Source organism: Nostoc sp. C110 (assembly GCF_043099725.1).
Classification (GTDB): Bacteria; Cyanobacteriota; Cyanobacteriia; order Cyanobacteriales; family Nostocaceae; genus Nostoc; species Nostoc muscorum_A.
This window is the reverse complement of record NZ_CP171148.1, coordinates 1,753,920-1,766,082: the sequence shown is the minus strand read 5'-3', so window position 1 is coordinate 1,766,082 and position 12,163 is coordinate 1,753,920. Positions and strand designations below refer to the sequence as shown.

Annotated in this window: 10 protein-coding genes; 1 reads left to right on the top strand and 9 read right to left on the bottom strand. The window is 43.0% G+C overall.

Annotation, left to right across the window (positions count from 1 at the left end; translation table 11 throughout):
- Positions 1-197: 197 nt before the first annotated feature.
- The 6 genes from ACFFRD_RS13190 to ACFFRD_RS13165 form a co-directional block, all read right to left on the bottom strand.
- On the bottom strand, positions 198-614 hold the full coding sequence (locus ACFFRD_RS13190) for a retroviral-like aspartic protease (RefSeq protein WP_392481888.1): 417 nt from the start codon (positions 612-614) through the stop codon (positions 198-200).
- Positions 607-825 carry a hypothetical protein gene (locus tag ACFFRD_RS13185; protein ID WP_114085327.1) on the bottom strand — a complete coding sequence of 73 codons (219 nt, stop codon included), beginning with the start codon at positions 823-825 and terminating at the stop codon, positions 607-609. Before ACFFRD_RS13185 ends, ACFFRD_RS13190 begins: the two co-directional genes overlap by 8 nt.
- Positions 826-1,033: 208 nt before the next feature.
- Positions 1,034-2,752 carry an NAD+ synthase gene (locus ACFFRD_RS13180; protein ID WP_392483064.1) on the bottom strand — a complete coding sequence of 573 codons (1,719 nt, stop codon included), beginning with the start codon at positions 2,750-2,752 and terminating at the stop codon, positions 1,034-1,036.
- Positions 2,753-2,980: 228 nt separating this feature from the next.
- Positions 2,981-3,727, bottom strand: a complete 747-nt coding sequence (locus ACFFRD_RS13175; RefSeq protein ID WP_163929288.1) for an NUDIX domain-containing protein — start codon at positions 3,725-3,727, stop codon at positions 2,981-2,983.
- Positions 3,688-4,287 carry a nicotinate-nucleotide adenylyltransferase gene (locus tag ACFFRD_RS13170; RefSeq protein ID WP_194141564.1) on the bottom strand — a complete coding sequence of 200 codons (600 nt, stop codon included), beginning with the start codon at positions 4,285-4,287 and terminating at the stop codon, positions 3,688-3,690. The genes ACFFRD_RS13175 and ACFFRD_RS13170 overlap by 40 nt, the downstream gene beginning before the upstream one ends.
- 44 nt (positions 4,288-4,331) lie before the next feature.
- A complete protein-coding gene (locus ACFFRD_RS13165; protein WP_392481887.1) occupies positions 4,332-5,747 on the bottom strand; it encodes a nicotinate phosphoribosyltransferase in 1,416 nt (471 codons plus the stop codon).
- Between the two features lie 452 nt (positions 5,748-6,199).
- Here ACFFRD_RS13165 and ACFFRD_RS13160 point away from each other — a divergent pair, with 452 nt between their 5' ends.
- A complete protein-coding gene (locus ACFFRD_RS13160) occupies positions 6,200-6,352 on the top strand; it encodes a hypothetical protein (RefSeq protein ID WP_179072783.1) in 153 nt (50 codons plus the stop codon).
- Between the two features lie 133 nt (positions 6,353-6,485).
- On the opposite strand, the gene ACFFRD_RS13155 is transcribed toward ACFFRD_RS13160, so the two are convergent.
- From ACFFRD_RS13155 to treY, 3 genes are all read right to left on the bottom strand, one after another.
- Entirely contained in the window at positions 6,486-7,106 is a 621-nt protein-coding gene (locus ACFFRD_RS13155; RefSeq protein ID WP_392481886.1) for a Uma2 family endonuclease, read from the bottom strand.
- A gap of 59 nt (positions 7,107-7,165) precedes the next feature.
- The gene (locus ACFFRD_RS13150; RefSeq protein WP_392481885.1) at positions 7,166-8,683 is read right to left on the bottom strand and encodes a trehalase family glycosidase; all 1,518 of its coding nucleotides are present in this window, start codon (positions 8,681-8,683) and stop codon (positions 7,166-7,168) included.
- A gap of 429 nt (positions 8,684-9,112) precedes the next feature.
- The gene (gene treY / locus ACFFRD_RS13145; protein WP_392481884.1) at positions 9,113-11,911 is read right to left on the bottom strand and encodes a malto-oligosyltrehalose synthase; all 2,799 of its coding nucleotides are present in this window, start codon (positions 11,909-11,911) and stop codon (positions 9,113-9,115) included.
- Between the last annotated feature and the right edge of the window lie 252 nt (positions 11,912-12,163).

Genomic DNA, 12,163 nt, shown 5'->3' with positions numbered 1-12,163 from the left:
TTCGAGGATTAAAGGCGCAACTTCCAGGGTAAAAGGTGCAACTTTGAGGATAAAAGGCGCAACTTCGAGGATAAAAGGTGCAACTTCGAGGGTTAAAGGTTAAGCGATCGCTCTTTTAACTCGACAACTTATGTTCAAAGGTGCAAGCTTCGAGTTCAGAGGTGGAATGATGAAGCTTTGAGGTGAAGCGATCGGATCTACGACTTAGAAGACAGTTCAAACGCCATCTGCGAACGATAAAAGCAGACATCAAATTCCAAGAAAAAATTCATGCGTCCTAAAAGTAACGGCACATTATCCGTGAGACTCCAAGCAAACACCAATCGCACTGGTTCAAAACTGGCTATTTGAGCAGATACAACTAACCCTTTTGCCTCAACTGGTGCTAGGTTTCCAGCCAGTTGCACTGAGGTTGTTAGTTCTTCCCAAACTACCCCTAACTGAATACCTATACTGTAAGGTAAAACATTAATACTAGCTCCAGTATCCAATAAACCTGAAACGTTAACGACAGAATTTTTGTAGCTTAACGTCAAAGGTAATATTGGTACTGCATCGATATCCCCGAACACATCACGATTTTCAACGAAGGGAAATCTTTGTGAATTAAGCATCGTTTACCTGTCTGTCTTCTTCTAGCAGTGCAGCTAGTTTATTAGCAGCTTCATGGGAATTATAGGGAGACCACACATGATAAGTGACTCCTGGCTGTAACGACAATGCTTCTTCTTCAGTAGCTAGTTCTTGAACTAAAAACTGCATGACCTTGAGTTTATCTGCACGAGATAGGTTGTGCAAGGTTGGAAACAAATCTGCTACGCTCATATCAAGTTGAAGATAACGACTAAATACTTTTTATATTTTTACAACTACTATAAGGTGGTTAGAAAATTTGTGGCGTTGGCGTAAAAAAGATTTTACTACGCAAAACCTGTCCCTCTCCGCATCGGAGAAGGACAGACTTTAATAAAAGTTCAAGACAGGGAGAGGTTTGATAACTAATTACTTGATTTGCGGATGAGCATCTTATCCATCACAACAAACTAAGGTTAGGTGTAGCTGTAGTTTTAGTCTGATAAGCCTTTTTGACACCAACCCAGTTACTAGCAATTGGCATTCGCCAACCAGTTCCAAAGGCGCGATCGGTTATTTTTAAACCCGGGGGTGCTTGTCGCCGTTTAAATTCAGCCCTCGCCACCATTTGAATTACTCTGTCTACAATCACCGGATCGTGACCGGCTGCAACAATCTGCACTGCTGATTGGTGGTTGTGAACCAGGCGTTGCAAAATATCGTCCAAAATTTCGTAAGGCGGTAGAGAGTCTTGATCCACTTGGCCTGGTTTGAGTTCGGCGCTGGGTGCTTTAGTCAAGACGTTTTGCGGGATGATTTCATTATTGCGATTTAACCAATGACAAAGTGAATACACACGAGTTTTAGGAACATCTGCAATTACCGCTAACCCGCCATTCATATCACCGTAGAGAGTACAGTAACCCACAGCCATTTCTGACTTGTTACCTGTAGATAAAAGCAGATAGCCAAATTTATTAGCGATCGCCATTAATAAATTACCCCGAATCCGGGACTGGATATTTTCCTCAGCTATTCCAAACTCAGTACCTGCAAACAAATCACCCAAAGTTTGATCGAAGCCTTGCATTAACTCGCCAATTGGTAAAAGATTAGTCTTAATCCCCAAATTTTCGGCTAATGCCAAAGCATCACTGATGGAATGCTCCGAACTGTAAGGGGAAGGCATGAGAACACCCAAGACATTTTCTTTACCAAGTGCCGCAGTTGCGATCGCAGCTACTATTGCCGAGTCAATCCCGCCACTTAAACCCAACACTACTTTAGAAAAGCGACACTTCCGAGCATAATCTCGCACTCCTAAAACCAAAGCTTGCCAAATTTCTTCATCTTCTAATTCATAGACAGGTGCTACAGAACCCAATAGTAAATCGCTTTGTACCTCATCAAATTCAACTACCATTAAATCGGTATCAAAGCCACGGGCGCGAGACATAATTTCACCTTGACGATTCAAGGCAAAACTACACCCATCAAAAATTAGATCGTCATTTCCACCAACCTGGTTAGCATAAATAATCGGTTGTTGAAAACGCACTGCACTATGACTGAGCATTGTTTCTCGAAACTGTTGCTTGCCGACAGTGTAGGGCGAAGCAGACAAATTGACAATCAAATCTACACCCAAAATTGCTAAGTCAGCAATTGGATTTACTGCGTAACTTCGTTTGCCCCAAAATTCCTCATCGTTCCATAAGTCTTCGCAAATAGTTACGCCAATATCGATATTATCTAAAGTAAAATAATTAGCTTGTAAACCTGGTTCAAAATAGCGACGTTCATCAAATACATCGTAAGTAGGCAAAAGCCGCTTGTGAAAAACTTGCTTAACCTGGCCATTCTCTAACAAAGCCATGCTGTTAAATAAGGTTTTACCACCACTAATATATGCATTGGGGTTCGGTTCAACCGTTCCTACTAACACAGCTAAATTTGGTGGCAAATCTTGAGCCAAGTTTTGTAAAGTGATGCCCATCGCTTCCACAAAACTAGGATTTAGTAATAAATCTCGTGGTGGATAGCCACATAAAGAAAGTTCTGGTGTCAACAACAAACGCGCACCGCTAGATGCTGCGCGTTGTGCCGCCTCTAGGATTTTTTGAGCATTTAAAAGCAAATCACCAATAGTAGGATTAATTTGAGCGATCGCAATTTTCATATTATTTGTCATTAGTCATTGGTCATTTGTCATTTGTCAAGAGTCAGTTATGACTTTTGACTTTGCAATACGGTTCGGTTAAGGTTTTAATATTTTGAATATCCCCCGAACCCCCTTAAAAAGAGGGGCTTATAATTTTCTTCTACCCCCTTTTTAAGGGGGTCGCCGCAGGCGGGGGGATCTTAACCGAAAGGTATTGCAGGAATTTGGACTTTGTAAAGTGATTGGTTAAATAAACACCAAGGGTTTATCTTTCAAGGGAGCAAAAGCTTCCGCGTCAAACTTATACAAACTAGCCGGACGACCAGCACCCCGTGATACCTTAATTCCGGTATCGCATAAAAAACCTAACTTGAGTAGACGCGCCCGAAAATTAGAATAATCGGAAAAGTTATCACCTAAGACTGTGGCGTATAACTGATATAAATCATTCAAAGTGAACATTTCTGGTAAGACTTCAAAAGCCACTGGGCTATACTCTAATTTATTTCGTAATCGCCTGTGTCCATAAGCCAAAATTTCATTATGGTCAAAAGCTAACTGTGGCACTTGTTTTACTGGATACCAAGCTATACCAGTCATGCGATCGGCAATCAATTCGGCTTCTTCAAATCGCACTAGGGCAAAGTAACTAACTGATAAATAACGCACACCATAACTATCAGTTGCTTCCCGTGGATCGCGATTTGGACCGCCAAATGTATAGAGTTGTTCTAAGTACAGATTGTTGACCTTAATTTTCTCCGCCATAATTCGATAAGCGGCATCTTCTAAAGACTCTCCTGGACGTACCAAAGTACCGGGAAGACTCCAATGATTTAGAAATGGTTCTTGCTGTCGCATTACTAGTAGAACTAACAGCCGATTTTGTACAGTATCTACAGAAAAAATTACATTATCAACACCAACCTTGAAATCGGCCAAAGGTTGTTGGTTTAACGGAGTTGGTATCTTTTTTGGTGAACGTCCTGGCATTCGTACAAATGCTCTCGATTAATATAGGCAACTACAGGGGCGGTGAGGGCTTGAGAATCTCCATGTTCGCGGTACGCTGTTGAGGAAACATCTAGACCGGTCAGACTAGCGATCGCAATTTTCCCTCCCAGCTTTTGTACTACCTCTGAACTAGACTCATCTATGGCATATCCGGGTCGCGGTACAATAAGTAGTTGCACTTGCTGTAACAAATCTTCAATGCGATACCAACGTGGTAGCTGACTCAGTAAATCTGAACCAATAATCAACGTCAATTCAGCGTCTTCACCCCAAGTAAGCTTGGCTTTTTCTACTGTTTCCAGTGTTCTGAAGCTACTTAATTCTTGTTCCAAAGCAATATTGTGCCTTGGCGCGTCTATATCCGCAATCAACAGTCGCAACATTGCCGCCCGATGTTCTAAGGGTGTTTGATGAGACTTAAACGGATTATCCGCCGCCCAAACCGCTACCCAATCATAACGCTCAGACAACCAACTCAGAATTTTTTGATGTCCCGCAGTTGGTGGATCGGCACTAGTACCAAACAAAGCAACTCTCATAATAATTCGTAATTCGTAATTAAGACAGACTGAAAGAGTACTTCTTACCTCTGTGTTCTCTGTGCCTCTGCGGTTCGTTTCTTAGTCTCTTCAGTCAACACCCGTAACGCCTCAGAAATCTCCACTTCTACACCCACAGGATGATCCAAACGCCGTGTTTGTTGTGGCAAACTGGCAACTGAGGCTGCGGTACGTTGACGAATTGTTGCCAAAGACTCTAACGGTTGCACCCGTTGACCTTCCTGCACTACCAATTGCAACAAAGGTTCTTCATCCAAAGAAATTTCACCTAAGAGTCCCAACCTGTCTGCTTTTACCTTACCTCCCGTAAACGAACGAAAAATTTGCTTGCGCCCTGGATAAGTAACTTTACCACTTGACTGCTTCATCACTGGGATACCATCAATGTCTACAAGTTTATAGACTCCATTTACAGGCGAACCTGTAACTAATCTGGTTCCCAATCCGTAACCATCAATTTCAGCCCCAGCAGCTTTTAATCTGGCAATTTCCCACTCATCCAAGTCGCCACTGGCAAAAATTGGCACATTGGGAAGGAGCGATCGCACCTGCTTTGATAAGGTAACTAAATCTCCTGAGTCTAATCTCACTCCTGTCAATTGCATTTCCCCGGAATTTACTTTTTCGGACAAGCGCTGGGCAGCGGCTACGGTATCGTAAGTATCAATCAGCAATGGCGCACCCGGAAAATACCGATGAAATGCACTAAAAGCTTGTTCTTCAGTGCCTTCTATTGCTGACAATGCCATCACCAGGGCGTGCGCCATCGTACCACTTGGCTGTTGTCCCAGTTGTAGCGCTGCTAACACATTAGAAGTAGAATCTAACCCACCCGCTAAAGCCGCCCGCGCCGCCCACAAAGATCCTTGGGGGCTAAATGCTCGTCTTGTGCCAAATTCTAAAAGTGTTGCTGACTCTCCCGCTACATCCCGCAACCGTGCTGCTTTTGTGGCAATCAAAGTCTGGTAATTAATCGTATTCAGCAGGTAAGTTTCCACTAGTTGCGCTTGCCAAAGGGGTGCTTCCACCCGCAACAGTGGTTGATTGGCAAATACAACCGTCCCTTCAGGGACTGCCCAAACATCACCAGTAAATTTTCCCTCAGCTAAAAGTGACCAAAAGCGATCGCTAGCATGAGCAAAAATTCCCGTTGCCTTTAATGCCGCAATTTGCGCGGAACTAAAGCGGATTTTGGCTAAATATTCCAATGCCTGCGTCAGCCCCATTGCAATTAAATAACCAAAACCCTCTGGCAATCGTCTGACAGACAATTCAAAGCTTGCCCGTCGTTGTTCTATACCTTCGCCTGTGTAACAAGCTGCCATCGTCAATTGGTAAAGATCGGTCAGCAAGCTGTAGTCATCAGCCGAGAGGTTTAGTTCCTGGTTCTGCTGGCTTTGCTGTTTATATACATAGTCCAAATCTGGCAAAGTTGTCATGCAAGAGATTCCTTACAAGCTGCTTCTTTTATTTATGGTAATATTTACCATAAATAATGTCAACTACCGTTCAGGATATTTCATGAGATTGCTGTGTAACAGTAGATTTATATGTAAATTTATACTAGCTTTATAAAATACTTAATATTTTTTAATAGTAAAAGCTAGCAATAATGTTAATGTTACAATCGGCTAACGAAAGAAAATAATATCCTCTCAAGGCAAGTTTGTTTGCCAGCCTCTTTTTTAGACAGGATTTGGAAAAATAGATAAGTTTCAATTAGAATCAGAGAGAAACGTTTAACTTTTCGACTAACTAAAGTATTGCGAAGTTATCTGAATAAACATTGCATATATTCTCAATATATTGAGAAGTAGAGCCAGTGAAGAATATTGGTATTAGAGTATAGGTAGCACAATTAAAGCGACTCAAAAATAAGGAGTCCAATATTATGGGTATTTCCAAAATCCTTGGTAATATAACTCGGTATATTTCTGAAGCTGCAATGCGGATCTTTGGCCCTAATGATGATGCTTATCCTGCTAGTGGGGTACAACCTTTTACAGGTGAGCCTTACGATAAGCGTAAAGATGAGAATTCATAGGTACTGATATAGCATTTGAAAAATATTTATGAACAAAAAGATCCCCGACTTCTTCAAGAAGTCGGGGATCTGATTCTTTTGGTGGAGAGCCAATCAAATAAGATTGCTATATTTGCGTTGCGATTGAAATAAACTACTTGGAAATAGGTTGCACAGCCGTAAAGATTTTTTGTGTCGTTAGTTGCAAGTTGGGAAAGATTGAGGAAATAAGTTGATCGTTGTTTTGAAACAACCGTTTTTGATACTCATCCCCTATTAGAGTACAAATTGTCACTGTTGGCTGCTTGGGTTTCCCAATATATTCTCTGCCACCAATGCCCAGATAATCAACAATCCAATATTCAGGAACTCCTAACAGGGCATAATCTTCAGCTTTGCGGGCGTAGTCGTTCTGCCAGTTTGTGCTGACAACTTCAGCAATTAGTTTAATCGAGTTTGCTGATGTAATTACAGGTTCTTGTTGCCACAAGGGTTCATTAATTAATTGAGTTTGGTCTAACACAATCAAATCGGGGCGAAAAGCTGTTTCTGCTCCTAATAGTTTGATTAGACAGCGATGGGGGATAAAGTAGCTTAGATCCTGACGATCAATTTCTACATTCAGTTTTCGCCCAATTAACGCAGATACTTGCTCGTGTGGCCCGGTTGGTTCCATCTCAATTAATTCACCATCAATTAGTTCATAGCGATCGCACTCACCATAGTGGCTAATAAATTCATCAACGGTTAGAACTTTTGGCGCTAATTGAACCATTGTGATTATTCCTCACGATCAGAATTCAGCACGGGTTTAGCCCGTGCTGGATTCTTACTTTAAACTTTTTTCCCACGGGCTGCTAAAAGTTCCAGAATCACCCCATTTGTCCAGCCGAAACCAACTTCGTTAGAACTATATCCAAAGGAGATTTCGTCAGAAACGTTGGCAGAACAGCGTTCAACATCATATTTCTCAACTAGGGTGTTGTGACGCTCGAATTCTTTAATTACCATCGCTAGAAAGTTGTTGGCAATGCGATCGCCTTCTGTATGAAATCCATAACGGTGAAGTCCCTGGACAGCAATGAACGTCAATGGTGCCCAACCGAAGGGAGCATCCCACTGGTTCCCGGTGATATGAGTACTGGTAAGAATTCCGCCTGGGGCTTCAAACAAAGAGAGATTTTCCACGACACGCTGGGCTTGAGCTTGAGAAGAAATTCCCAGCCATAGGGGATAAAATGTGGTGGCAAATTCGTAGCAGCGGCGTTTTCCACTCTGGAAGTGATAGTCGAAATAGAGTCCTCGTTCTTCATTCCAGAGAAATTGATCGATCCGATCGCGGCGGATATCTGCACGATCGCGCCATTGTTTTTCTAGTTGTTCGTTCCCCAAAACAGCGTTAATTTGCGCCAAGTCTTGTTCTACCTGATACAGCAAACTGTTGAGGCACACAGGAGCGTAGTGGAGGATATCAGCACTGAAGGGGCCAAATCGGTTGGTGATATCAAAACCGGACTCGCGCATGGTGCGATCGCCCTTGTAAAATAGGTGGGTCAGTTTGTCGTTTTCCCGATCGTAGTAAAGATTAACGTCGTAATCTTCAACTTCAAAGGTTTGGTAATATTCCTTGACGCGATCGTAGTGGCTTTTTCCCTCCTCATCTCGCTCAGAGAACACTACTTCTGGCGCGGGGCCTTCGCCAAAGGCATAAAATCTGGATAAGCCGGTTCCGGGATTCAAATGGGGCGGTACTACCCAGTAATAGTAAAATTGTTCTAGCAGTGGTACGGTTGTCCTCAACCACTCTTCATCCTGGGTGTGCTGAAATAGTGCTAAAACCATCATGCTGAGGACTGGAGGTTGCGATCGCGACAGCATATAAGTCCGGTTAGCATTGAGGATAGTACCGTAATGCTTTACCTGGTACAATAATTGGTCTACCTGGCTTTGCGCTAGATCCCATTCTTCATCGTGCAAAAGTCCCAGTAATATAAAGTAGCTGTCCCAGCCATACATTTCGTTAAATCGACCACCTGGTACGACATAAGGGCCTGGTAGGTATAGTAAGCCATGCTCTTTAATCGCTTCCACTTCTGACGGCAAAGTGCGAATTTGTAGCTGTTGCATATCTTTGGGATATAGCGATCGCTCTAACACACGCTGAATGTTGGGATAATCTTCTAAGGGGGAAATGTAGACAATCCAGGGAGTGTCGGTTTTGTGGTCTAGTTTGGTATCTTTGGCAGATTGTAATAGGTGTTCGTGCGATCGCGTTAAGGTTTTCCACGTTTTTTTGATATGGAAGCGCACTTTGTTTATCTGCGTGGTACTAAGTTGTGGGGGAGTGGTCATAATTTAATTTGGCGGGGTGTTGAGGAGTTTTGGAGGAATTTTTTTAACGCAGAGGGACGCGGAGTTTTTACGGTATCTGGAAAACGTCTCTCCTAGAAGGCTACCGTGTACACACAAGCCTGAAATAGCTGATTAACCAAGGTTTTACCCCACCCTAACCCTCCCCTTATAAAGGGGAGGGAACTAGATTTCCGGCTTCCCCCCTTTATAAGGGGGGATTGAGGGGGGTAATAGGACTTGTGTGTACAACCGTAGCCTTTAACTAGATTTCCGGCTTCCCCCCTTTATAAGGGGGGATTGAGGGGGGTAATAGGACTTGTATGTACACCGTAGCCTAGAAGGAGAAAGACTTTAAATTTTCCCCCTTCCCGCGACGAGTTGGGGGTTAGGTTTTTCGTGGACTGCTGAATTGTCAGACGTAAAACAGATTCATTCTGCACTACTAACTAACAGAGCAACTGGAAAATGGGCAAGGGCAGATCCGATAGATAGGGTTTCTGTAGCCTGTAAAGGTTGTTCAGTTAAAACGTTTGTCCAGGTGGGGGAAGTTCCAGAGGGTAATTGTAGGTGAGTATCTTGCCAAACTGACTCACCCAGGGGGTTGTCTCCAGGCTGGATGAGGCTGGTTAAAAAGCGAGGCGCGATCGCGATCGCTGTTTGATTTCCTTCTCGTCGGGCAAAGGCGATAATGTGATTGGCGTAGGTTCCCTGAACTTCCAACGGCAGATAGTCGCCATCCTGGAATAATGAAACATAGTTTGTTCTGGCTTTGAGTAATTGAGCCGTTAAAAACAGTTTGATTCTGCCGTCCGTTTTATCGTTTAGCAACTCCTGAATTAGTCCAAGAATATCTGTTTTGGCTTGTTCGCGGATGTCGTTTAAGTAAGTACGGCGCTGTTCAAAATCTACAGGACGGCGGTTGTCTGGATCAACTAGGCTGAGTTCCCAAAGTTCTGTTCCCTGGTATAAATCGGGTACGCCGGGTGCGGTAATCTTCAGCAGAGTTTGGGAAAGGGAATTGAAGATACCATATTCTGCAATTCGCTGCTGAAAAGGACGAAAGGCTTCTAGAAATTCTTTGGAGATGGAAGAATCTAGTACCTTTTCAATGAAGGAAGTACAGGCTTCTTCATACTCGCTATCAGGTCGCAGCCATGCTGTATGCACTTTCGCTTCTCGAATTGCCTTAATTATATAATCTTTCACCCGTTCCACGAAGGATGCGTGTTCCTGTTCCGCAAAGGGAAACGCCCCGACAAGGGTTTGATAGAGAAAATACTCATCGTTGCGATCGGGCATAGCAAACCCGTGGCGATGACTGCGACTTCCTCGATTAATCGCACTCCAGGTATTTACCTGCTGATCCCATTCATCAGGGATTTCTGACAATACATTCAATCTAGCCCGCACATCTTCGCCGCGTTTGGTGTCGTGGGTAGCTGTGGTGTTCATTGTGTGAGGCCAGGTTACTTGGTGCTGTTTATTAAAGGCATGAAATTTGGCTAAATCGATCCCAAAATGACCGGGATTTCCCCCGACTTCATTCAGCGACAGCAAGCGATTGTAAACATATAATGTGGTGTCTTCTACACCTTTAGCCATTAGTGGGCCACTATATTGCTGCATCCGCAAGACAAAATATATCCACTGTTCGCGTTCTGTTTGAGTCAGAGAATTATCAAAATCTAGCACCATTAACTTTTCAAGAAAGGTCAGTTCATGCTGCAACAAGGGCGTTTGTTCTTTGGCTTGGCGAATTACTTCTTGAATAGTAGCGCGATCGCTATCCCCAATCCCATCTGGTGTAATATATGTACGGTAAATCGGGAACAGGGTTAAAACTTCGGCGATCGCTCTTTTCAAGCCATTCAGTGTAAAGTCATTGCCATAGCGGTATTTGCTGGAAATGTTCTTTAACAAAAGAGCCAAATTGTCAATATCCCCCGCTAAATTCTTTTCTAGTATCAGGTGCTTTTTATCCTTCACTACCGATGAATAATCTACTCTGGAACCAATAAAGTTTTGATAAATTTTATCGAAGGATGATTCATTTTCAGTTTGACAAAATACACCATTTACATAGTTAAGAAAGTCATATCCCGATGTACCTTCAATTTCCCAGTTTTCCGGCAGGTCTTCAGTGATTTCTAAAATCTTCTCGACCGTAATATAAACATCTCCCGTCTTTTCTCGCAGCCTTTGTAGATACTGGATTGGGTTATACAGTCCATCAATATGATCGATGCGTAAGCCTGTAAATTTGCCCTCCTCAACCAGCTTTTGAATAAGGCTATGGGTATTATTAAAAACCCGCACTTCTTCAACTTTAACAGAAATAAGTTCATTAACAGTAAAGAAGCGGCGGTAGTTCATTTCTTCCGCCCCAACTTTCCAGAAAGCGAGACGGTAAAATTGATCGTTGAGTAATTCATCTAGCAAGTTAAAGCTTTCAGAATTACCTGGTTCTCCGTTGAAGGTTTGGATATTTTCGTCAATGAACTCGCGGATGGCATCATTTGTGGTGTAAAGTTCCCAAACTAATCCTTTAATAAATGCAATTTGGTCTTGTCGCTGTTTTCCCGCAACTTCTGAAGGCACACTTTTGAGAATATACAAAATACCTAATAGTTTAATAAAATCAGGGTGATTGCGTCCGAGTGTGCGTGTGAGTTTGCCCAGATTATGGGTAATAAATTTTGTGTAAGACTCTAATCGTAACGGCAGTTTTAAGCTGTAATAGTTTACAGTTAAACCGTTTTGTTCATATTGTAGTTGAATGTGTCCGTTTTCTAGGGATGCACCATAGAAATCTCCCAGCAAAGGAGCAAGAATTCGCTCTTGGCGATCGCCAAAGGGAGCATTCCAAGAAAGGTCGAAGTAGTCGGTATAGCTAGAATCTGGGCCGTGTTCCAATACGTCCATCAAGTAATCGTTTTCGCTGCTATAGGCCATGTGGTTGGGCACAATATCCTGTAACCAGCCCATACCAAGGGATTGGACTTCGCTAACTAATTCATCAAAAGATTCATTAGTTCCCAGTTCTGGGTTAAGTTGAGTGGCATCGACTATATCGTAACCGTGGGTACTCCCAGATCGTGCCTTGAAAATGGGGGAGGCATATAAATCAGAAATACCCAAATCTGCTAGATAAGCTGCGATCGCTTTAGCGTTGTCAAAGCCAAACTGGGGTGTAAACTGAATTCGATAAGTTGCGGTAGGAATTCGCATGAGTTTGTTGTGATAAGAAATGGGGGGATATGGCTCGGTTAAGGTGTTTGTTTCTGGGAGATCCCCCCAACCCCCCTTAAAAAGGGGGGCTTTTTCTAATCTTTACCCCCTTTTTTAAGGGGGTCGCCGCAGGCGGGGGGATCTTATCTGAAACCTATTGACAGGTGGGGGAATTTGAACCTTTTTGCTTGAACGTTGAGCCTTTTTACTTGAACGTTGAACCTTTTTACTTGAACGTTGAGCCTTTTTACT

Bases quoted from the DNA above. Each gene is read 5' to 3' on its own strand.
- ACFFRD_RS13190 (WP_392481888.1), bottom strand. From the start codon at position 614: ATGCTTAATTCACAAAGATTTCCCTTCGTTGAAAATCGTGATGTGTTC.
- ACFFRD_RS13185 (WP_114085327.1), bottom strand. From the start codon at position 825: ATGAGCGTAGCAGATTTGTTTCCAACCTTGCACAACCTATCTCGTGCA.
- ACFFRD_RS13180 (WP_392483064.1), bottom strand. From the start codon at position 2,752: ATGAAAATTGCGATCGCTCAAATTAATCCTACTATTGGTGATTTGCTT.
- ACFFRD_RS13175 (WP_163929288.1), bottom strand. From the start codon at position 3,727: ATGCCAGGACGTTCACCAAAAAAGATACCAACTCCGTTAAACCAACAA.
- ACFFRD_RS13170 (WP_194141564.1), bottom strand. From the start codon at position 4,287: ATGAGAGTTGCTTTGTTTGGTACTAGTGCCGATCCACCAACTGCGGGA.
- ACFFRD_RS13165 (WP_392481887.1), bottom strand. From the start codon at position 5,747: ATGACAACTTTGCCAGATTTGGACTATGTATATAAACAGCAAAGCCAG.
- ACFFRD_RS13160 (WP_179072783.1), top strand. From the start codon at position 6,200: ATGGGTATTTCCAAAATCCTTGGTAATATAACTCGGTATATTTCTGAA.
- ACFFRD_RS13155 (WP_392481886.1), bottom strand. From the start codon at position 7,106: ATGGTTCAATTAGCGCCAAAAGTTCTAACCGTTGATGAATTTATTAGC.
- ACFFRD_RS13150 (WP_392481885.1), bottom strand. From the start codon at position 8,683: ATGACCACTCCCCCACAACTTAGTACCACGCAGATAAACAAAGTGCGC.
- treY (WP_392481884.1), bottom strand. From the start codon at position 11,911: ATGCGAATTCCTACCGCAACTTATCGAATTCAGTTTACACCCCAGTTT.